This window comes from Synergistaceae bacterium (assembly GCA_031272035.1).
GTDB lineage: Bacteria > Synergistota > Synergistia > Synergistales > Aminobacteriaceae > JAISSA01.
Genome location: JAISUO010000038.1, coordinates 12,583 through 35,071 on the forward strand (window position 1 = coordinate 12,583; position 22,489 = coordinate 35,071).

The 22,489-nt window shown below is 58.1% G+C and carries 17 protein-coding genes; 2 read left to right on the forward strand and 15 right to left on the reverse strand.

Translation table 11 applies throughout. The features are described 5' to 3' along the window. Nucleotides 1-14 precede the first annotated feature (14 nt). The gene (locus tag LBR61_04595) at nt 15-1,376 is read left to right on the forward strand and encodes a hypothetical protein (protein ID MDR1731353.1); all 1,362 of its coding nucleotides are present in this window, start codon (nt 15-17) and stop codon (nt 1,374-1,376) included. Between the two features lie 148 nt (nt 1,377-1,524). Here the strand turns inward: LBR61_04595 and ftcD are convergent, their stop codons facing one another. The 14 genes from ftcD to mazG all read right to left on the reverse strand — a co-directional run bounded on the left by ftcD (nt 1,525) and on the right by mazG (nt 19,820). After that, nucleotides 1,525-2,424, reverse strand: a complete 900-nt coding sequence (gene ftcD, locus LBR61_04600; protein ID MDR1731354.1) for a glutamate formimidoyltransferase — start codon at nt 2,422-2,424, stop codon at nt 1,525-1,527. 84 nt (nt 2,425-2,508) lie between these two features. Further along, nucleotides 2,509-3,831, reverse strand: a complete 1,323-nt coding sequence (locus LBR61_04605; GenBank protein MDR1731355.1) for a hypothetical protein — start codon at nt 3,829-3,831, stop codon at nt 2,509-2,511. Nucleotides 3,832-4,192: 361 nt separating this feature from the next. Beyond that, nucleotides 4,193-6,838, reverse strand: a complete 2,646-nt coding sequence (gene ppdK / locus LBR61_04610; GenBank protein ID MDR1731356.1) for a pyruvate, phosphate dikinase — start codon at nt 6,836-6,838, stop codon at nt 4,193-4,195. Between the two features lie 222 nt (nt 6,839-7,060). Continuing rightward, nucleotides 7,061-9,148 carry a glycine--tRNA ligase subunit beta gene (glyS, locus tag LBR61_04615; GenBank protein ID MDR1731357.1) on the reverse strand — a complete coding sequence of 696 codons (2,088 nt, stop codon included), beginning with the start codon at nt 9,146-9,148 and terminating at the stop codon, nt 7,061-7,063. Then, nucleotides 9,148-10,059, reverse strand: coding sequence for a glycine--tRNA ligase subunit alpha (locus LBR61_04620; GenBank protein MDR1731358.1), 912 nt, complete (start codon nt 10,057-10,059; stop codon nt 9,148-9,150). The genes glyS and LBR61_04620 overlap by 1 nt, the downstream gene beginning before the upstream one ends. Before the next feature lie 134 nt (nt 10,060-10,193). Beyond that, complete coding sequence (recO, locus tag LBR61_04625) at nt 10,194-10,946, reverse strand: DNA repair protein RecO (protein MDR1731359.1); 753 nt, start codon at nt 10,944-10,946, stop codon at nt 10,194-10,196. 35 nt (nt 10,947-10,981) lie between these two features. After that, on the reverse strand, nt 10,982-11,881 hold the full coding sequence (gene era, locus LBR61_04630; protein ID MDR1731360.1) for a GTPase Era: 900 nt from the start codon (nt 11,879-11,881) through the stop codon (nt 10,982-10,984). 6 nt (nt 11,882-11,887) lie between these two features. Beyond that, nucleotides 11,888-12,334, reverse strand: a complete 447-nt coding sequence (locus LBR61_04635; protein ID MDR1731361.1) for a cytidine deaminase — start codon at nt 12,332-12,334, stop codon at nt 11,888-11,890. Next, nucleotides 12,331-13,689 (reverse strand): hemolysin family protein, encoded by a 1,359-nt coding sequence (locus LBR61_04640; GenBank protein ID MDR1731362.1) that lies wholly within the window; start codon nt 13,687-13,689, stop codon nt 12,331-12,333. Before LBR61_04640 ends, LBR61_04635 begins: the two co-directional genes overlap by 4 nt. Continuing rightward, nucleotides 13,626-14,156 (reverse strand): rRNA maturation RNase YbeY, encoded by a 531-nt coding sequence (gene ybeY, locus LBR61_04645; protein ID MDR1731363.1) that lies wholly within the window; start codon nt 14,154-14,156, stop codon nt 13,626-13,628. The genes LBR61_04640 and ybeY overlap by 64 nt, the downstream gene beginning before the upstream one ends. Nucleotides 14,157-14,185: 29 nt before the next feature. Further along, the gene (locus LBR61_04650; GenBank protein MDR1731364.1) at nt 14,186-16,285 is read right to left on the reverse strand and encodes an HDIG domain-containing protein; all 2,100 of its coding nucleotides are present in this window, start codon (nt 16,283-16,285) and stop codon (nt 14,186-14,188) included. Nucleotides 16,286-16,307: 22 nt separating this feature from the next. After that, nucleotides 16,308-17,282: a PhoH family protein gene (locus tag LBR61_04655; GenBank protein MDR1731365.1), complete on the reverse strand. Its 975-nt coding sequence runs from the start codon at nt 17,280-17,282 to the stop codon at nt 16,308-16,310. Between the two features lie 34 nt (nt 17,283-17,316). Then, nucleotides 17,317-18,696, reverse strand: coding sequence for a pyruvate carboxylase subunit B (locus LBR61_04660; GenBank protein MDR1731366.1), 1,380 nt, complete (start codon nt 18,694-18,696; stop codon nt 17,317-17,319). 212 nt (nt 18,697-18,908) lie between these two features. Further along, nucleotides 18,909-19,820, reverse strand: coding sequence for a nucleoside triphosphate pyrophosphohydrolase (mazG, locus tag LBR61_04665; GenBank protein ID MDR1731367.1), 912 nt, complete (start codon nt 19,818-19,820; stop codon nt 18,909-18,911). 250 nt (nt 19,821-20,070) lie between these two features. On the opposite strand from mazG, the gene LBR61_04670 reads away from it, so the two are divergent. After that, a complete protein-coding gene (locus tag LBR61_04670) occupies nt 20,071-21,687 on the forward strand; it encodes an amidohydrolase (protein MDR1731368.1) in 1,617 nt (538 codons plus the stop codon). A gap of 121 nt (nt 21,688-21,808) precedes the next feature. Here LBR61_04670 and rpsD read toward each other — a convergent pair whose 3' ends face one another. Then, nucleotides 21,809-22,405 carry a 30S ribosomal protein S4 gene (rpsD, locus tag LBR61_04675; GenBank protein ID MDR1731369.1) on the reverse strand — a complete coding sequence of 199 codons (597 nt, stop codon included), beginning with the start codon at nt 22,403-22,405 and terminating at the stop codon, nt 21,809-21,811. Between the last annotated feature and the right edge of the window lie 84 nt (nt 22,406-22,489).

Sequence of the window (22,489 nt, forward strand, 5' to 3'; positions counted from 1 at the left end):
GGAGGTGGTTACGCATGGACGGACTTTATGAACAGATGGATTTTATTCTCTCCGGCGGAGCCCTGAACCTGCTGGTCGATTTTCTGGCTTCACGGGTAAAGGCCGCGCTGATTCTGGAACCCCGGGACGCCGACCTGGAAGTTCTGGACGCGGTGGGTGTTCAAACAAAAGGATTGCTCGTAAAAGAAAAAGCTTCAAAACTGGCTTCGTTTTTTCCCTCTCACATTCCAGCCGGCAAGTTCGAGACGGACTTTGCCGCGATTGAGGGAGACTGGCCATGGGCCATACGCATTCACGGCATATACTGGACAATTTATGTCCTGCTGCGGGAAAAACCGGAAGCCTCTCTGCTCTCCGATATGCAGTCCGCGGCCGGTCTGATTTCCCTGTGGCAGACCTTCCAGCACTTCGAGATCACGGAAGCGCGCCTTTCCCGTCTGTCCTATATCGTCCTGGCGACCAAAAACACGCTGGCCGCCATCTTCGAACCCATGCCCATCACCTATTACGCCGCCTTTCTCTCCGACGTTCTGCGCGAGAGCCTTTTCCCCCGCTCCATCTCCATCTTCAAAGACGACGGAGGAACCCTGACCTTCCTCGAAGGCGACGAAATCGAAACTCCTGAGCGCAAAGGCATATTCGCGGAGGCATTCACCCCCCCGGTGCCTCGCGTCGTTCAGGCGGACGATCACACCTGGCGGGTCGTCCTGCCCATACCGGACGAGAATCGGCGTCTCTTCTGCCTGGGGGAGTGGGACCACGCCCTGACGGAGGAAACTCTGAACTTTCTGGAACTGTTCGGCAACCTGGCGGCCCGGGCCCTGTCCACCAACCGGCTCCAGTTTGAAGGATTGCAGAAGGAAGAGAAAGTTTCCTCGGCCGATTTCGCTATTTTTTCACTGTCAAAGGCTTTGTCGCTGCTGCAGGAGCAAAAAACGCGGGAATCTCTGCTGAAGCTCTCAGCGGACGTCGTTTCGGAGCTGGTCCCCAAAGGCAGCTGCTTTTTCGCGGCATGGGACCAAAAGAGCGGAGCCTATGTCCCGGCGGCCTTTCAAAAAAAGGGCATCGCGACTCCCTTTTCTTCCAGCGCGCTTTCCACTGCTCAGCCTTTTCCCAAAAATTCCGGGATTTTTTTCGACCTGTCCGACACAAAAACATCCGAACGGCCTCCATACCTGGATGAGGCGCTCTCTCTGTGGCCCGAAATGGAGGGTATGCGCTACATTTTCCTTTTGCAGGTAAACGACAGGACGGAGGGGTTTATCGCCCTGGAGCCGGGCTCGGAAGCCACCCATCTGCCTCAAAACAGCATTGCCGCCCTGCAGATCATGGCCCAGTGCCTTGCCCTGGAGCTGAGGCAGTTCGACGACCGCTGAGTTCGTACGCGCAGGCTCCGCGATGGAGGTCTCTCTCCCCAAAAAGCAATCGCCGCCGGATTCCTGTTTTGTTTCAGGCCGGCGGCGATTTTTTTGCCAGAGACCCGGATTTCACCGGACCCCCTCTGTTCGCTCTTGTCCGTTTCCGTTATTCTTCCAGCAGACGGGCCTCCAGAATCTGATCCCGCTTAAACCCTTCGAGGCGCAGGTAGAACTCCGCGGCGTCGATCAGGGCCTGCATGGGGGTGAGGCCGATTACCTCGCTGCCCACCACGTTGATCCCGTAGCGGGCCGCCTCGGATTTCACCGTCTCGAACACCCGGTGCAGCGGAGTGGACGTATAATCCGTCATATTGATGGAGACCTGGGAGATCTCCTGGTCGTCCAGAAGCAGCCCGATGGCGCGGCAGTTCACGTACCCTCCCCGGGCCGCCCGGATCGTCTGGGCGATTTTTTTCGCCAGAGACACGTTGGGCGTGTCCAGGTTGATGTTGAAGGCCACCAGGAACGGACGCGCCCCCACCACCGTGGCTCCCGCCGTGGGATGCATGGCATGAGGCCCCTCGTCCGGCGCGCGCTCCGGAGTCTTTATGGCCTCCTTCAACCCCTCGTACTCCCCTTTTCTCACGTCGGGAAGCGCCTTCATCTGAGGACGTTTCGCCGCGGCCTCGTAGAAATAAATCGGAATGGAGAGCTTATCCGCGATTTCCTTCCCCAGGTCGTGAGCCAGGGCGACGCACTCCTCCATCGTCACGCCCACGACAGGAATGAACGGAATGACGTCCGTGGCGCCAATACGAGGATGGCCGCCTCTGTGCTTTTCCATGTCGATCAGTTCCGCGGCTTTCGCGCAGCAGTCGAAGGCCGCTTTCTTAACGGCCTGAGGCTCTCCGACAAAAGTAAGAACCGTGCGATTGTGAGCGGGGTCGGACGAATAATCCAGCACTCTGACCTCCGGAACGGCCCGCGCCGCGTCAACAATGGCGCTGACAACCTCCGGACGCTGTCCCTCGCTGAAGTTGGGGACGCATTCCACTAATTTAGGCATCTGATAAAACTTCCTTTCCGGAAACACAGCAATTCTTCTGTTTCCTTTGTAACATTACATTATTCTGAAATAAAAACTCGCATGTTACCGCCGTATCACCTGGCCCACATTGCCCGCTTCGGACAGCGAGCCCGGTCCTCTCACTCCCACGACACCCCCGCTGCTGTTGTGCATGTAGCCAATGACGCTGCCCGTGTTCTCCCCGCCGGAGAGGGTTCCCCGGTCCAGGTTGCCCACCAGTCCGCCCACGGCCTCACCGCCCTTGATCGTTCCGCTGTTGACGCTGCGATTCAGGTTTCCGCCATAGACGTAACCCGCAAGACCGCCTACATTGATGCCTCCGTAAATCGAAGCACTGGATTTGCAGGTCTCCATTTGTCCACCGGCGAACTCTCCCGCGATGCCGCCCGCGTTGAGTTTGCCCTGAACGGAGCCCTCGATATCGCACTGAGACAGAGTTCCATCCATCATGCGCCCCACTGCTCCGCCGACGCTGACCTCTCCGATAACCTGTCCCTTAAACACCGTGCGGACCACATCTCCGCCGTCCAAAATATTGCCCGCGAGGCCGCCCACGTTCTGCTCGCCCCGGATGGTAACGCCCTCCGCGCGGCAATAGATGATGCTGCCCGACAGAATGCCGCCCACGATGCCGCCCACGTCTCCCCGGCCTTCCACCGTGGCTCCATTAAGGAAGGCGGCGCGCACCGCAGCCTGGTCCATTGTGCCGACCAACCCGCCGGTGGCGGCGTCTCTGCCCTTAACGGTTCCGGAGAAGGAGCAGTTCTCCAGCCCTCCCGAGAGCGCGCTGCCCGCGATGCCTCCCACCGAGGACACGCCGCTCACCGTGCCGGAAACCGAGCAGTCCTTCAGGAGGGATTTTTTCATAAAGCCCGCGATGCCTCCCACGTTGGTCTCCCCGGTGACCTCTATGGACTGAAGGCTGAGGCGGACCACCGTGGCCCCTTCAAGAGCGCCGAACAGCCCCACGGAGGACCTGGCGGCGCCCCCCGCGCGCAAATTCCAGATGGTGTATCCCGCTCCGTCAAAGGTCCCCATGAAGGCCTTTGTTCCACCGCTCCCGGAGGTTCCGATGGGAGTCCAGGCCGTTCCGGAGAGGTCGATGTCCCCGGCCAGCTTCACATGTTTGCCCGCGTAGGAATTTCCGTTGTTGACCGCCCGGGCGAAAGCGGCAAGGTCTGAAGCCGTACGGATCACATAGGGGTTTTTCGCGGCTCCCGAAGCCGTCGCCGAAGACGCTCCGGCTCTTCCCACCCGGCCTTTGACGACCCGCTTCGTCGCCGCTTCCGCGCCGGCGGGCCATGAAAGGGACCAGGAAAGAGAAATCAGAGACACTGCAAAAATCCCAAGAATCACACCTGCCAACGACCTGTCCGATTTATTCACGTATGTACACTCTCCCTGCACGAAATTTGTACTCTCTCCGAAAAGGCCTGTCTGCCTCACAACCCTGCTCTTATTATCAATACCTTTCCAATATCTTACCAAATAAAGAGGTCAGAGGAAACTAAATTCCATGATTTTTTTGGAAATTTATTTGTAATTTATTTGCAGAGAAGATAAAAAAGCGGGCGACCAAATACGCCCGCTGTCTGCAAAAAAAGTTTCGAATTGTGCAACCTTTTCGGCAACATCCTGTTTTTATTATTTCAGATTCCACTGTTTCTGACTTTTCTATATTCAGACTTTTCTATATTGGAATCCGCCGCTTCAAATTCCCCACTTCAAATTCACTGTTTCAAACTCACTATTTCAATGCCCCCAGCGCCGCGTGAGCCGCAGCCACACGAGCCACCGGCACCCGGAAGGGAGAGCAGCTCACGTAGTTCATGTCGATGGAGCAGCAGAAGGCCACACTGGAGGGGTTGCCGCCATGTTCCCCGCATATTCCCACGGAGAGTCCGGGGTTGACCCCGCGTCCCTTTTCCAGAGCAATGCGCATGAGCGCGCCCACGCCGTCGCGGTCCAGCTCGCTGAAGGGATTTTCTTTAAAAACGCCCTTTTCCACGTACTGGAACAGGAACTTGCCCTCCGCATCGTCCCGGGAATAGCCGAAGGTGGTCTGGGTCAGGTCGTTGGTTCCAAAGCTGAAGAACTGGGCGAACTCCGCCAGCTGGTCCGCCACGAGAGCGGCGCGGGGCACCTCGATCATGGTCCCCACCAGGTAGTCGAACTTCGTCCCCGATTTTTCCATGACCTCGGCGGCGATTTTGTCCGACATTTCCCGGAAGAACTTCATTTCCGCCTTCGTGCCCACCAGAGGAATCATGACCTCGGGATGAACCTTCACGCCCTCTTTCTTCAATTCGGCAACGGCCTCGAAAATCGCGTGATTCTGCATCTCGAAAATTTCCGGGTACACCATCCCCAGACGGCAGCCCCGGAACCCCAGCATCGGGTTTGACTCGTGGAGCTGACGAACCTTCGCCAAAGTCTTCTGCAGACGAGCGGCCTCGGGAGAATCGCTCTTCCCCTTCTTTTCCAGCGCGCCCAGCTCCTCCAGAAGGTCGGGCTCCTTCGGCATGAACTCGTGCAGCGGCGGGTCCAGAAGGCGGATGATGACGGGAAGGCCCTCCATCGCCCTGAAGATTTCAACAAAATCCTGCTTCTGCATCACCTTGAGCCGGTCCAGGGCCACAAGGCGCTCTTCCAGAGTGTCGGCCACGATGAGTTCCTGCACCACGGGCAGGCGGTCGGTGGCCATGAACATGTGCTCGGTCCGGCACAGGCCGATGCCCTTCGCCCCGAACTCTCTGGCGCGCCGGGCGTCCTCCGGCGTGTCGGCGTTGGCCCAAACCTCCTGCCGCGCGGCTTCGTCCGCCCAGCTCAGAATCTTTTTGAAGTCGTCCCCGAAGGTGGCGTCCACCAGGGGCACCTGTCCCGCCAGAACGGTTCCCGAAGTGCCGTCGATGGTGAGGAAGTCGCCTTTTTTGAAGGTCCGGCCACGGGAGGTCAGGGTCTGGGCATCAAGATCGATCACCATTTCCTCACATCCGCAGACGGCGGGTTTGCCCATGCCCCGTGCGACCACGGCCGCGTGGCTGGTCATGCCTCCCCGGCTGGTGACCACGGCGGCCGACGCGAAAAGCCCGTGGATGTCGTCCGGACAGGTTTCAGGCCGGGCCAGGATGACGGTTTGGCCTTCCTTCGCCCACTCCTCGGCCTCGTCGGCGTCGAAGACCAGAAGCCCCGCTCCCGCGCCGGGAGAAGCCGGAAGCCCCGCGGCTACCACGTCCTTCTTCGCGTCCTTATCCACCTGACGGTGCAGAAGCTGCTCCACCTGTTCCGGCGAAATGCGGGTCACAGCCGTCTTTTGATCGATCAGGCCCTCGCTCACCATGTCCGTGGCGATTTTCACCGCCGCGGCGGCCGTCCGCTTCCCCGTGCGGGTCTGAAGGAGATAGAGCTTCCCCCGTTCGATGGTGAACTCGATGTCCTGCATGTCTCTGTAGGATTTTTCGAGCTGACTCGTGAGTTTGCAAAGTTCTTTGTAGATGTCCGGCATGACCTTTTCCATCTCGCCGATGTGAATGGGGGTGCGAATCCCCGCCACCACGTCCTCGCCCTGGGCGTTGATCAGAAACTCGCCGTACAGCTTATGGGTACCGTCGGAAGGGCTGCGCGTAAAGCAGACGCCCGTACCGCAGTCGTCTCCCAGGTTGCCGAAAATCATGGAGATAATGTTGACGGCCGTCCCCAGGTCGTCGGAAATCTTGTTGATTTTGCGATAGGTAACGGCCCGGGGGATGTTCCAGCTTTTGAACACCGCCTCGATGGCCCGGCGAAGCTGAATCCAGGGGTCATTGGGGAACTCCTGCCCCGTAGATTTTTTATAAATTTTCTTAAACTCAGCAACGATTTTCTCCAGCTCAGGAGCCGGAATTTCGTTGTCAAAAGAGACCTTCAACGTTTTTTTAGAGCTTTCCAGAATATGTTCAAACTGACTGGAATCCACCTCGTCCACCACGTTGCTGAACATCTGAATGAAGCGGCGGTAGCTGTCGAAAGCGAACCGACGGTTGCCCGACGCGGCGGCCAGTCCCTCCACCGTCGCATCGTTCAGCCCCAGATTCAGAATCGTCTCCATCATGCCTGGCATGGAAATCGGCGCGCCCGACCGGACAGAGACCAAAAGCGGGTTTTCTCTGTTGCCGAAGCCCTTGCCCGTTTCCTTTTCCAGACCCGCCACGGAGGATTTTATTCCATCCCAGATCGTATCTATAATTTTGGGGTCCTTCAGATATTTGAGACAGACTTCCGTAGTGATGATGAACCCCGGAGGAACCGGAAGTCCGCTGCGAACCATCTCCGCAAGATTGGCTCCCTTGCCTCCCAGAAGGGCTTTCATTTCGGCGTTGCCTTCATTTAAACCATAAATGTACTTCTCAGTCATTACTGCAAAACCTCCCTCAATAATTTAGCAGAAACTGTCCTTCAACTGCACATCGTTCATTAACATAAAAGACAACGCAAAAATTATGCGCACCTTCAAATTCCAATTTGAAGTAAAAGGCCTAAAGTTAGAATAGCTAAAAGCAATGATATTCAAACATTAGCTTCTTCATTAACACTCAATTGAAAGCAAATTGGTATAAATCAATTCATCTCAAATTTTTTAAATCTTTAAGGTCCCCAGATCTCCCACTTTCCTGAAAAGATCGTCACAGCGTTTCAGAATGGAGAAACGATTGGCGCGAACTTTGTCGTCGGGGTCCATGACCAGCACATCGTCGAAAAATTTCGTGACAACGGGCGACAGCTCGGCCAGAGATGCCATCAGGGCCTTCCAGTCGTCTTTTTCCAGAGAGGCCGTCACCAGCGGTTCCAACCGGACGATTTCCTCAAAAAGGGCCTTTTCCGGGGGCAGAACCGCCAGATTCAGATCCACGTCGTCCGATACCGCCTCCGCCTTTTGCAGGATGTTGCGCACCCGAACCGCCGCCGTCACCAGGGGCGCGAACCAGGGCTCTTCCCTGACGCTGGTCAAAGCCTCCAGAAGGCGCAGAACCTGAAGGGGCCGCTCCTTCGCCACGGAAATCGCAAGGACGGCCAGCTCATGGTCGTATCCCTTTTCCCGAATCTGCATCAGGAGCCGCTGCTCCATAAAGGCCAGAATACGGTTCAGGGTTTTTTCGTCCACCTCGTTGGAGGCCGCCGAATTTTGCACGGCCGCGGCCACGTCCACATCCAGTTCCCGTCCCCAGAGGATTTCGTTGATGCAGCGGGCGGCCCGGCGCAGTCCGTAGGGATCCTGCGAACCCGTGGGCTCCAGGCCGGCCTTGTGGCAGCTCACCACCACGTGGAGACGCTCGGCGAGCCCCAGAATGGCTCCCACGTTGTCCGTGGGAATGGAGTCGGAGGCGTACCGGGGCAGGTACTGCTCGTAAAGGGCCAGGGCCACCCGAGGGTCCTCGCCGCTCACCCGGGCGTATTCCCGTCCCATGACGCCCTGAAGCTCCGGAAACTCGTAGACCATGTGAGTCACCAGGTCCGCCTTGGAAAGCAGCGCCGCCCGCTCCACCAGGGGAGTCAGCTCGGAGAGCCCCAGCCGGGCGCAAAGCCAGCCCGCCAGTTCCCGGGTCCGCATCACCTTGTCATAAACGGAACCCAGCTTTTCCTGATAAATAATGGTTTTGAGACGATCCACGCAGGAGGACAGGGGATATTTGAGGTCTTCCTGCCAGAAAAAGGCGGCGTCCTCCAATCGAGCCCGCAGGACGCGCTCGTTGCCTCCCTGGATGGTCTTCATGTCCACGGCGCGGTTGTTGCTGACCCCCACAAAGGAGTTCGTCAGCTTTCCTTCCCTGCGCACCGCGAAATATTTCTGATTTTTCTTCATGGAGGTGATCAGCACCTCCTCGGGGAGCTCCAGAAAACGCTCGTCGAAGGAGCCCGCGAAGGGAACGGGATACTCCACCAGATAAAGATTTTCCTCGATCAGTTCGGGGTCCAGCTCCACGTCGCCGCCGGACTCGTGCTCCAGAGCGGCGATTCCCGTCAGCAGCTTCTGCTTCCGCTTCTCCTGGTCCAGGATGACGCTGTTGTCGTAGAGCCGGTCCATGTAGCTCCCCACGTCCGGGATTTCGATGGTTTTGTTCCCTCTGAAGCGATGTCCGCTGGAACAGCGTCCGCTTTGAACATCTCCATACCGGAAGGGCACAACCTCGGAACCCATCAGCGCCACGATCCAGCGTATGGGACGGGCGAAGCGCACTCCCGGATCGCTCCAGTACATATTTTTTGGAAAAACCAGCTTCCCGATAATGGCGGGCAGCAGTTCCGGAAGCAGAGAAACCACGGGCCTGCCCGCTTCCCGCACTTCCGCGGCGGCGTAATGCACGCCCTCCACGTCCACTTCCTTCAGGGAAGCCACGTCCACCCCTTTGCTTTTGGCGAAGCCCTCCGCAGCGCGAGTTGGGTTTCCCACGGGGTCGAAGGCCACGTTCCAGGCCGGCCCTCTGAAGGTGGCCACAAGATCGTCCTGTTTTCCGGCGACGCCGCGAACCATGAGGGTCATGCGCCGGGGCGTGCCGTAGACCTCCATATCCCGGAAAGAAATCCTCTGGCCGTTGAATTGTTCCAGGGCCTGCTCTCTGAACACCCCCATCATGGAGGCGAAAAAGCGGGAGGGGATTTCCTCCGTTCCGATCTCCAGCAGGACGTCCTCGATTTTTGTATCCTTCGCGTTGTCTTCGGGTTTCATCAGGCATTCCCCCCCTGATCGGCGCTGTCGTCCGGTTCTCCAAATTTCCCCATGAAGGGATACCCCATCTCCTGACGCTGCTTCACGTAACCTTCACAGCAGCGCCCGGCCAGCGCCCGGATTCTGCCGATGTAGCCGGTGCGCTCCGTGACGCTGATGGCGTTTCGGGCATCCAGCAGGTTGAAGGCGTGAGAACATTTCAGAACGTAGTCATAGGCCGGCTGAACGAAACCCGCTTCCAGTATCCGGCCCGCTTCCGCCTCGTACATGTTGAAAAGCTGAAAAAGCATGACCGTATCCGCGATTTCGAAATTATAATGTGAATACTCGATCTCGCTTTTCAAATGGACGTCTCCGTAAGAGAGTTTCCCCGTCCAGGTCAGATCGTAGACGTTCTCCACTCCCTGAACGTACATGGCGATGCGCTCCAGGCCGTAGGTGATTTCCGCCGGAACCCGCTCCATGTCGATTCCGCCCAGCTGCTGAAAATAGGTGAACTGAGTGATCTCCATCCCGTCCAGCCAAACCTCCCAGCCCAGCCCCCAGGCGCCGATCGTCGGGTTCTCCCAGTCGTCCTCCACAAAACGAATGTCGTGTTCGGCGGGGTCGATTCCCAGCGACACCAGGCTCTGGATATAAAGATCCAGTATGTTGGCGGGAGCGGGTTTGATGATAACCTGATATTGATAATAGTGCTGCAGACGGTTCGGATTTTCGCCGTAGCGTCCGTCCGTGGGCCGACGCGAGGGTTCCACATAGGCCACCCGCCAGGGTTCGGGGCCCAACACCCGAAGGGCCGTGGCGGGGTTCATGGTTCCCGCCCCCACCTCCATGTCGTAGGGCTGTTGCACGGCGCACCCCTGCTCCGCCCAAAAACGTTCGAGCCTGAAATAAATATCCTGAAAATTCAACCTGTATGCCTCCCCTTAAAACTCTGCAAACAAAATAAAACAAAGCAGAACGGATGAATGGTTAATTATATCTCAATTTTTCATATATTTTATCCCCGACGGCCCGCCCACAATGCAACAGGGAGTCGTGTCCTTCAGATTTCCTCCAAAAGCCCCTCCAGGCGACGGGCCGCGTCGTCAAAAAGACGCTTCGGAAAGAGGTCCGGTTCCGGAAGGTCGGGTCGGGTCTCCCGGGCAGCCACAACGGCGGAGGCCTTCATTCCGGCGATGACCCGCAGGCCGGCCGTCTCCCCGGGGGAAAGCGCCCATCCGCCCTTTTGGGGAGAACAGTCTTCGCAGCGAAGTCCGTCTTCCGTCCAAAAGGCCGCCTCCAGCTTTTTTCCGCAGCGAACGCAGAGGGTCAGGTCCGGGGCCAGTCCCCAAAGTTTCAGCCAGCGCCACAAAAAATGAAAATTCACCACCTGCACGGGAAATTCCCGCCCCTCGAGGAGCTTCATATCCCAGTACAGGGCCGTCAGGAGGTCGTCCGCACCCTCCTCCTCCGGAAGACGGGCGAGCAGCAGCTTTGCCCATCGCACCCCCGCAAAAAGGGACTCCGCTCTCCCCCGCAGCTTCAGCAGATCGTCGGCGACGTCCGCGTTTTTGAGGCGAAAGTTGCCGATTCTGTCCCTGTAGAGGCCAAAACTTCCCCACACCAGAGGCTCCGTGCCGCCGCCAAAACGCACCTTCCCCGAGGCCGCCCCTCCGGCGGAGACCCGAATCTTCCCCAGCCCTCTCAAAAAAAGCGTGAGCAGCAGATCTCCCTCTCTCACGACGCGACGATGAAGCACCACGCCCGAGGCTGTTTCGAAGCCCTGCCGGCCCAGGCCGCGTCCTGTTTCAGCCATGCGTTCGGGTCCCTCGACTCAAAAGCGTTTTGTCATCAGGCATAACCCAGCCTTCGGAGCACCAGGTCCGACTGACGCCATCCCGGGGAGACCTTCACCCAGATGTCCAGATACACGGGATGTCCTGTGATTTTTTCGAGTTCGAGTCTCGCTCCCCGGCCGATGTTCTTCAGCATGTTTCCCTTTTCGCCGATGAGGATGGCCTTCTGCCCTCCGGTCTCCACAATGAGGTTCGCCCGAACGTAGAGTTTTTTCCGGTCCGGATATTCCTCCGGGCTTTTGTATTCCTCGATTTCCACGGCGGTGCAGTGGGGAACTTCGTCCCGAAGAAGAGACAGCAGCTGACCGCGGATGATTTCCCCCGCGAGAAAACGCTCCGTGGTGTCCATGAGAATTTCGGGGTCGTACCAGGGTTCCCCCTGGGGCAAAAAAGGCAGGAGACAGTCGATCAGCTCCCTGACGCCGGTTCCGCGAAGGGCCGACAGGGTCGCCACTCCGGCGAAGGAACGGGTTTTGCCGTAAAGCTCCAGGGCTCGGGACGCATCGCTCAGGTCACACTTGTTGATCACCAGAATCACCGGTCGGTCCACTTCTTCCAGTATTCTCAGAACTTCCTGGTCTTCGGGGCTCATCTTCCGGTCGGAGGCGTCCACCAGCCAGCAGATCGCGTCGGCATTTTCCAGCGCGTCGAAAACGGAATCCGCCAGAAACCGCCCCAGTTTATTTTTGGGAATATGAACTCCCGGCGTGTCCGTAAAAACGATCTGAGCCCTGTCGTCGTTGTAAATGCATCGCACGGCGTTGCGGGTCGTCTGCGGTTTGGGAGAGACGATGGCCACCCGGCTCTTCAGAAGGGCGTTGACAAGGGAGGACTTTCCCGCGTTCGGACGGCCCATGAGAGCGACGACGCCGCACCGCATTATTTTTTCAGACATGGGACCTCAATTTTTTTTCATCAGGGAAAAGGTCAGAGGCAAAAGCAGATCCACCCGCAATATGAGAATCTTTTCAGGCGATTCCAGCACCACGCGGAGATCAGGGTTGAACTCCAGCAGCACCTGCCGGCAGGCCCCGCAGGGAGGGCAGGGTTCGCCGTTCTCGCCTCCCGTTACGGCGATGACCACGGGATCGAGGTGTCCCGCGACGATCATGGCTCCTACGGCGTTACGTTCAGCGCAGATACTCATTCCATAGGAGGCGTTTTCCACGTTGCAGCCGGAAAAAACAGAGCCGTCCGATGTCATGAGCGCCGCCCCCACGCGAAATCCGGAATAGGGAGCATAAGCGTTCTCCGCCGCCGTTCTGGCTTTTTCAAGCAGTTCTTCCGCGCCGACGCCGGACCGGGGCCACTGAAAATTTTCGGCGTCAGATGTTCTCGTTTCGCTCATTGATCTTCCCCCGTACTTTTGGGTTTCCTCGTGAGGCGAAGCAGTTTTATGCGGTGCTCTTCGAGGTCCACCACCCGGATGATCCAGTCTCCATACTCGAATTCGTCGTTGTCCTCGGGAAACTTGCCCGCCAGAGAAAGCACCAGCCCCGCGATGCTCTCGGCGTCCTCGGAGCGGAAAGGATAGTTCAGCGCCTCGCTCAGGTCCTCAAGGCTCATGGTCCCCTGCACGAGATAAGAACCGTCCTCATCCTCCAGAAGGTCGGGCGTTTCCTGGTCGTACTCGTCCTGAATCTCCCCGACGATCTCCTCCAGCAGGTCCTCCATGGTGACGATGCCGGAAATGCCTCCGTACTCGTCCACCGCCACGGCGATGTGAATGTGATCCCTCCGCATGGATTCCAGCAGCTCCACCGTACGAATGCTGTCGGGGACAAATTTGGGTTCACGCATCAGGGAACTCACGGGCTGGTCCAGTTCGGAGGCCAGAAGGAGCTTCAGAGTGTCCTTGACGTAGAGTATCCCCACAATGTTGTCGGAGTTGTCGTTGTACACGGGAAGGCGGGAGTGGCCGTGTTCGATAAAAACCTTCATGGCGCTGCCGATGGTTTCCGTGTCCTCCACGGCCACCATATCCACCCTGGGAACCATAATTTCGTAGGCGCGGGTGTCCTCGAAGTCGATGATGCCGTGAATCATGCGGCGCTCCATGGCCTCCAGAGCCCCGCTTTCCTCGCCGATGTTGACGACCTGCTCGATTTCCTCCCGGGTGACGAAGGGACTCTGCCGTTTCAGATCGACCTTGAAAAGCCAGCCGATCCAGTGGACGCTGATCTGCATCAGCCAGGTGAAGGGACAGGCCAGAAAACCCAAAATCCGCAAAACCGGCGAAAAAATCAGGAGAATTCGTTCTGAATAAATCATGGCGATGCTTTTCGGCAAAATTTCACCAAAAATAACGATGAAAATCGTCAGGACAGGCACGACCCAAATCAGCGCCCCCTGCCCGAAGATATGCAGAGCCAGCGTCGTCGCCAGCGCGCTGGCCCCGATGTTGACGATGTTGTTCGCGATCAGGCACAGGGTCAGAGCCCTCTGCACGTCGTCGATTATCCACTGCAAAAACGACCGGTAAAACGAATGCGTCTCCTGCAGAGCCAGGAGTTTTCCCCGCCCCGTGGTGGTAATGGCCGTTTCGGCGGCGCTGCAGCAGGCCGACAGAACCAGCAGAATACCCAGCCACAAAAGGCCCTTCAGCGCGGACAGGAGAGCTCCGTTCAGCACGCCCTCCATCACCGGGCCCCCTCCGCCGTCCTCAAAACGTCCAGAAGCCTGGTTCGAATGCGATCCTGCCATTCCCACATGGCCGCTTCCTTTTCCGGCGTGTCATGGTCCTGGGCCAGAAGATGCAAAAAACCATGAGCCAGCATCAGGCACAGGCCCCCTGCGGGAGAAAGACCTTCATGGAGCCGGCCCGCTTCTTCGGGACAAATCACGATGTCCCCCAGGGGAAGCAGCTCGGGGACCTCCGGCGCCGGAACAAAACGGCCGTCCTCCTCCCACAGGGGAAAGGAAAGAACGTCCGTCGCCTCGTCCATATTCCGGAAATTTTCATTGATTTCCCGCATGTCCGCTTCACTCGAAAAGGACACGGAAATTTCCGCCACGCCATAACGCTCCGCTTCCGGGCAGAATAACGTCAGTTCTTCTCCGAAAACTTTTCCAAATTCTCCGATCACGTCCGGACTCAGTAAATCCGTCCATTTCCGCCAACTTTGCGGATCGCCTTCTTCCGTCGCGTCGACATGCAACAACAGCTTCACTGCCACTGACTCCTTCCCAAACGGGCCATTCAGGCTTTTCCCGCCTGTTCTTTCCGATTTTCCTGATTTTCTTTGCTGTCTTTGTTCTCTTTGATTTCTTTGACTCTCCTGGTATGATACATGGATTGAAAAGCTCTGAGAAGAGCCTCTTTTATCCGGGTCAGCTCCCGAAACGTCAGATTCACGTCGTCGAGCTGCCCCTCCGCCTGCTTGAGGGCGATGACCCGTTCAATAACCTCCTGAATGTCAAGGATGGTCTGAATTTTTTTGCCTTCCGCGCGCATGGCGGCCTCCGAGGAATCCAGCAGCATCAGAAGCGCCGTCTCCCGTGACTGGGGTTTGGGCCCCGGATACCGGAACTGGTCGATGTCCACATTTTCCCCCGCGGCTTTGGCCTTTCTGTAGAAGTAGGCGAGAGACGTGGTGCCGTGATGTTCCGAGATGAACTGTTTCACCTTTTTGGGCAGCCCGAACTCGGCGGCCATTTCCAGACCGTCCCGAACGTGGGCGATGATGGCCAGCGCCGAAAGCGTGGGAGACAGCGTATCGTGAATATTTTCGCCGCCCCTCTGGTTCTCCACGAAGAAGCGGGGGTGACGCATTTTTCCGATGTCGTGGTAATAGGCTCCCGTCTTCAGAAGATTTTCATTGATGTGCAGCTCCTCCGCCACAACCTCCGCCAGAGTCCCGATCATCAGACAATGATGATAGGTACCGGGGGCCTCCACCTGCAGTTTCCGGAGCAGAGGGCTGGAGGGATGACTCAGCTCTCTCATTCTCAAAACGGAAAAAACCCCGATGTACCCCTCGATCATGGGCAGGAGAGAAATCGCCAGAAACGTCGTCGCCAGGTCAAACAGAAGAAACCGTCCGCACATGCGCCAGGTTTCTCCCAGAGGGCTCAGCCGGAGAGTTTCCACGGTGATGGGGTACCCCTGAAGCCACAGGATAGGCACCTTTGCCAGAGCCAGGAGAAGCGCCAGCAGGAAAACCCTGTACACGAGGTGTTCCCGGGATTCTATTTTGGACAGAGCGTAATATCCCGCCATGGGGGCCAGCAAACTGGAGATCACCAGCAACAGGGTACTGTAAACGGACAATCCCGTAATCAGGAACACCCCCGAAGCCGCTCCGGCCATACAGACGTTGAAAGCCATCCGGCAGGGCATACAAAGATAAGCCATCATCACCGAGGCCAGAATGCCCGCTCCCGGGGTGTTGAGATGGGACGCCGCCGCCTCGCAGACCCACCCCAGGCCGAACACGAAGACGATGCAGCCCCAGGAAGGTCTGTCGTAAATCACATCTCCGATGGAAATGTCCAGCCACATGGGCAGGATGAGCAGCAACAGAGCCACTACGATCAGCTGGACCACCGGGAAGGCGTCTTCCGTATACCCCTGGAGCCTCAGCAGGATCGCGATCTGAGGCGTGATCATCTGCCCCCGCTCCACGATGACGCTCCCCACCTCCAGCCGGCGCTCCACGGGGGGCACCGCGCCTCCTACGACGTTTCGCACCATCGTCGTCAGCTGGGAGTCCACCCGGTAATGAAAATCGAGAATCGTCAGAATTACCTGGTAGAGAAGATTCTGCTCCTCGTCCGACAGTTCGAGTTTGTTGATTTCCGCCCAGAGCTCGGTGGAGTCCTGCCCCGGAACCGGCATGTCCGCGGAGGCCACCTTCTGAAAATACGTCCGTCCCGTCTGACCGGCGAAATCCAAAAGAATCTCCCGACGTTCCTCGGGAAGCCCACGCAGCGCCTCCAGCAGCTCCGGGGAAAACGAAGCGTCTTCCTTTTCCTTCTCTTTTTTATTGCCGCTTTTATTGCCGCCGAGAAGGGCGTTCCGGAATTCGTCCAGCCGTTCGTTCATGCGCTCAAGAACCCCTACGTCCCGAATCACAACCCCTGCCACGGCTTTTTCGGCCGCGCTCTTCAGCGTCCCCGTCATGCCCAGGTCGGTGTATTTCATCGGGGTGACGACGCTGTAGGTACGGGGAGAGAGTTTTCCCTCCGAAAAACTGTACCGCTCAGAAGCGTAGAGCCACTGCAGCGCCACAACAGCTCCTCCCACCAGCAGCAGAAGAAGGACGGGGATGCCGTAGGCCCTGTAGAGTTTACGGATCACCCTCCGCTCCGGGGGACCGGATTTATGACCTGTGCCGCTGTTCATATCGCTCGTAAGCCTGGACGACTTTCTGCACAATTTCGTGACGCACCACGTCCGCGTGAGTCAGGTCGAAAAAATCGATCCCCGGAATGCCCTGCAGAATGGAGCGCACGCAGTTCAGCCCCGATTCCCTGCCCGAGGGAAGGTCGATCTGCGTCACGTCGCCCGTGACCACGGCCTTCGACCCGAAGCCGAGGCGGGTCAGAAACATCTTCATCTGTTCGGGAGTGGTGTTCTGAGCTTCATCCAGAATAATAAAACTCTCGTTCAGGGTGCGTCCCCGCATATAGGCCAAAGGAGCGATCTCAATGACTCCCTTGTCCACGTACCGGGCGAACCGCTCAGGGGAAAGAAGCTCGTAGAAGGCGTCGTACAGAGGACGGACGTAAGGCTCCACTTTCTCCCGAAGGTCCCCCGGAAGGAAGCCCAGGCTCTCCCCGGCCTCCACCGCGGGGCGCACGAGAATCACCCGGGTGACGTTTCCCGATTTCAGCATCGAAACCGCCTCGCAGACCGCCAGATAGGTTTTTCCCGTCCCCGCCGGTCCCACGGCAAAAAGGATGTCGTTTTCGCGAATGGCCTGCACGTAAGCACGCTGTCCCGCCGTTTTGGCCCTTATGGGTTTCCCCTTGGCAGTCGTACAGATGACATCCGAGTAAAGGCTTTCCAGGTGCAGTTCACCGCCTTCCGCCAGTGCGTCCATGGCGTGCCTCACATCCGTGGGATGCACGTCGTATCCCTTCCCGGCCACCGCGGAAAGCTGCCGCAGCAGATTGGAAACGATTTTCACCGGCTCTTCGTCGGGGCCGTTGATCTGAATGCGACACCCCCGCGCCACAAGATTCACGGGATAGCGCGCTTCGATGGCCTCCAGATTTTCATCGTTGGCCCCCGAGATACGCAGCATCGCGCCTTCTCCCGTTATTTCCACATTCTCCGACCAGGCGGCCGGCATGGTTTCTCCTGACGCCATTCGTTTCCTTTCCTCGCTATACGGGGTACGCGGCGTCGTCGACCAGCTCGTTCAGACCCACATCCCTTTTCGTGGCGCGCGCGTATTTTTTGGGAAGGAAATCCTTGGCCACCTGCGGGAACATCAGCCAGGAAAGCGCGTCCTCCGGCTGCAACGACCAGGCCGCGGCGTCTTTCTCGGCCTCCGCCATTTCAGGAGGGATTTTTTCGCCGGGACGGCAGGTGATGGGGGTCTCGTCCCCTATGGCCAGTTTCTGCACCTCCGGATCCAAAGGCGCCGGGGCGGTGCCGTAATAGCCAAGGAAATACTGCTTCACTTCCTTGGAAATGAGCTTCCACCGCTCTCCCGACAGAACGTTTCGCGCGGCCTGAGTGCCCACGATCTGACTGGTGGGCGTCACCAGAGGAGGATAACCCATGGCCTTCCGCACGACCGGAACCTCTCTCAAAACATCGTCCAGCTTGTCCAGGGCGTTCACTTCCTTGAGCTGGTTGGCCAGGTTGGAGTACATGCCTCCAGGGATCTGATACCGGAGAATATTGATATTGACGCCTCCAATGTCCGTGATCAGGCTGCTGTACTTCTCCCGAATTTTCTTGAAATATTCCGCCACGGGGACGAGGTTTTCCAGGCTGATTCCCGTATCCAGCGGGCCTCCCGCCAGGGACGCCACCAGAGACTCCGTGGGGGGCTGGCTGGTTCCCATGGAAAGCGGGGAAATCGCCGTATCCACAATGGAAGCCCCCGCCTCCAGGCCGGCGTAATAGGCCATGGACGCCATGCCGCTGGTGTAATGGGAGTGAAGCTGAATGGGCACGTCGGTCTTCGCCTTGATCGCCTTTACGAGGCTGACGCAGTCCACGGGGTTCAGAAGGCCCGCCATGTCCTTTATGGCGATGGAGTCGGCCCCCATTTGGGTCATATCGAAGGCCATCTTCGCGAAGGCGTCCAGGGTGTGGACCGGAGACAGGGTGTAGGAAATGCACATCTGCAGGTGCGCCCCTTCCTTTTTCACCTGATCCGCCGCGATTTCCACGTTGCGCAGGTCGTTCAGCGCGTCAAAAATGCGGATGATGTCCATACCGTTGCCCACGGTCCGTTTCACGAACTCCCGAACCGCGTCGTCCGCGTAATGGCGGTATCCCACCAGGTTCTGTCCCCGCAGGAGCATCTGGAGCTTCGTTTTTTTGATGCGCTTCCGGATAGCCCTCAGCCTCTCCCAGGGGTCTTCGTCCAGAAAGCGCATACAGGTGTCGAAGGTCGCCCCTCCCCACATTTCCAGGGAGTGATAGCCCACCTCGTCCATCGTTTCGAGTATCGGAATCATGTCGTCCGTGCGCATTCGCGTGGCGAAAAGCGACTGATGGGCGTCGCGAAGGGCCGTTTCCATGATCATCGCTCTGCGCTGCGGCTGCTTTTCCTGCTTCTCCTGTTTTTCCCCGCGAGGCTCGCCCGAAGTCGCGCCTTCCGCTTTTTTCTCCACCGTTTCTCCGGAATTATACGCTTTCCCGTTCTTTTTCTCCTGTGCCATCATTGCCCCTCCTCAAAAGAATCCCTGCAGGACTCTCTTCATATCCATTTTTATATTCGTGACCTCAGACTTCAGCTTCAGACTTCAGAGCTCGCTTCGTTTTTCTTCGCCCGCCTCCAGAGTTCGTCCAGTTCCTCCGGGGAGCACTCGTTCAGCCGAAGGCCCCGGGCCTCCGCCTCGCCTTCCACCTTCCGCAGGCGGGAGGCGAATTTTCCGCAGGCCCGGGAAAGCGCCGCATCCGGATTGACCTTCACGTGCCGGGCCAGGTTCACCGTCATGAACAGCAGATCTCCCAGTTCATCCTCCACCCCGTCCGCATCGCCGGAGGCAAGGGCTTCCCGAAGCTCCTGAATCTCTTCCTCCAGCTTCGCGAAAAGCGGCGACGTATCCTCACCCTGCCAGTCGAAGCCCACATGGGCCGCCTTTCCCTGCATACGGTACGCCTTCACCAGAGGCGGCAGTCCTTTGGGCACTCCGGCCAGAAGCGACGTTTCCTGCTTTTTCTCCCGTCGTTCCTCCTGTTTTATCTGCTCCCAGTTGCGCATGACGTCGTCGCTGTTCTCCACCGCGACATCCCTGAAAACATGAGGATGCCGCCGTACCAGCTTGTCGCACACCGTACGGACCACGTCTTCGATACCGAACGCCTTTTCTTCCTTCGCCAGAGAAGCGGCAAAAACGATTTGCAGCAGGAGGTCGCCGGATTCCTCCCGCACGTTGTTCATGTCCCGCTCGGTAATGGCCTCCGCCAGTTCATAGGCCTCTTCCACGATATAGGCGCGCAGGTCCTCCAGCTTCTGTTCTCTGTCCCAGGGGCATCCCTCCGGACTCCTCAGGAGCTCTGTAATGGAGACAAGCTCGTCGAAAAAATGACGCTCCCTTCGATCCGTACCGTTTTTTCCGTCGTACAGTTCACCGCTCACTTTGCCGCCCCTGTCGCAGTCCGCCGTCGATCCCACAATAAATATCCGCACCTCCGCGCCGTTCATGCAGACCCATTTTCTGCAGCCGCTTTTTTCTCATTGCTTTTTTCTCATTGCCATCGCATTTTCCATTTAATTATACAGGGCTTTTCTCCCCACCGTACAGCAAAAAATATGTTTGTCAATAATAGCACAAAACCGACGACAAGCCGGAGTCCGCGGGGAAAATTCGTTTCCGGTCTCCGTGAGCGGCATAACCTGCGTTATAATCACTTCGACAGCGACACCATGACCGCGACAGAGGAGGCGGAAGAGCATGTACAGCAAGACCGTGCTTGTAAACGGACGGATTCACACCCCCCAGGGGACGGCGGAGGCCCTTTTGATCGAGGGAGGGATGATTTCCAGGACAGGAGGGATCTCCGACATTCTCCCACAAAGGGAGGCCGCGTTTGTAGACCTGAAAGGACGCGCCGTTTTCCCGGGCTTTGCGGACTCGCACATGCACTTCATGAGCTGGATGCAGTCCCAGGAAACGCTGAAACTCGGCGACTGCAGGTCCATTCAGCATTTTTGCGCAGCCCTGGCGGCCTACGTGGAAGAACGGCCCCTGCCCGAGAACGAGTGGTATCGGGGACGGGGCTGGAACCACGCCCGCATGGCCGACGGCCGTCTGCCCAACCGCCACGATATCGACGGCATCGTTCCCCGCAACCCGGTACTGCTGACCCGCGTGTGCGGACATGTCGCCCTCCTGAACACGGCGGCCCTCAACGTCCTCGGCGTTACGAGAAACACCCGGGTCGAGGGAGGCTCCTTCGAAACGGATTCCAGCGGGGAGCTCTCCGGCATCGTCACGGAAGGGGCGATTTCCTGGGTCCAGGCTCGTATGCCCAAACTGCGCGACGACGACGCCTTTCGTCTTCTCGACGAATACAGCCCTCTGGCCGCCAGCTTTGGCCTGACTCAGCTGAACACCGACGACATGGGAGCTTTCGACCACGATTTCCGCCGGCTCATCGCCTTTTACACCGGCGCGGAACACGAAGGCCGTCTGCTCTTTCGCGTGCGTCAGCAGTTTTTGCTGCCCGAACCGGAGGATTTACTGGCCTTTCTTGCGGAGGGACTGCGCACAGGGGACGGAACGCCTCTGTATCAGATCGGTCCGGTGAAACTTCTGACCGACGGTTCCCTGGGGGGACGCACCGCCTTTTTGCGCAGGGATTACGAGGACACTCCCGGAAAACGGGGAATGCCCCTTTACGACCCCCACAAACTGAACGAAATGGTCCGGATCGCTCACTCCTCGGGGATGCAGGTGGCCGCTCACGCCATCGGAGACGGCGCCCTTGATATGTGCCTCGACGCCTTCGAAGCGGCTCAGGCGGCCTACCCCAACACCACCCGCCACATCGTCATTCACGCCCAGGTCGCCGACGACCGCCAGCTGGATCGAATGAAAAACCTCCACGTGGGAGCGGCCGTTCAGCCCTGCTTCGTACCCTCCGACCGGGAAATGGCCATCGCCGGCCTGGGCGAGGAGAAGGCCATGGCCAGTTATCGATGGAAGTCCATGATGAGAAGGGGTATCGTCCTGTCGGGGGGCTCGGATGCCCCCGTGGAGGACCTGCGGCCCCTGACCGGCATTCACGCGGCGATCACGCGTCAGGACCCGGACGGCGAACCCGAAGGAGGCTGGGTTCCCGACGAAAGGCTGTCCGTGGCGGAGGCCGTCGCCCTTTACACCTGGGGCGGAGCCTGGCACGGAGGCAACGAAAGACGGCGGGGGGAGCTCCGGGAAGGTCAGGACGCCGACCTCGTGGTCCTGGACGAGGATCCCTTTTTGGTCAGTCCCGCCGATATTCGGGATATTACGGTGGCCATGACCATGTGCAGCGGACGGATCACCTGGAGAAGCCCCTCCTTCGAGTGATACGGACAGGAGAAACAACAAACCCGGCGGGCCCGAAATTCCGGACTGCCGGGTTTTATAAAAGTTTTCAGGAGAGGGCGGGGAAGAAAGCAGAGAAGAAGAAAAAGGAAGCAGGGGCGCTCTACTTGGAATAGAGCTCAACCGCCAGGATTTCGTTGACCTCAATGGGAAGCTCGCTGCGCTGAGGTTCGCGAATCAGCTTGCCGCTGAACTGGTCCTTATTCTTCTCCAGATAGGGGACGCTGAAGGAAACCAGCCCCTGGAAGTTGTCCTGCAGCACCTGATTGGTGCGGGATTTTTCCTTCAGGGAAATCACCTGGCTGACCTTCACCCCGTAGGAGGGAATGTCCACCTTGGCCCCGTTGACCAAAATATGTCCGTGGGTGACGAGCTGACGGGCCTGACGAATCGATCGGGCAAAACCGATGCGATAAACCAGGTTGTCCAGACGGCACTCCAACGCCTTCAGCAGAGCGACGCCGGTCATTTCGGAGCTCTTTTTGGAAATCTCGAAATAACGGGCAAACTGACGCTCCAGAATGCCATAATAGGCCTTGATCTTCTGCTTTTCCAAAAGCTGCTGACCGTACTCCGAAACTTTCTGTCCGCTCCGAACGGGTTTTTTGGTGTCCGTCCGCTTCAGAGCCTTGGGGTGACCGCAGACATTCACTCCCAGATGACGGGAAAGTTTAAAACGTGGTTCTCTCCGCGTTGCCATAAGAACGCTCCTTTACCATAAAAAATTTTACCGGGCGCCTTTACTCGCCCAGCTTACAATCTATCGAATTGTACCATTGTTGCG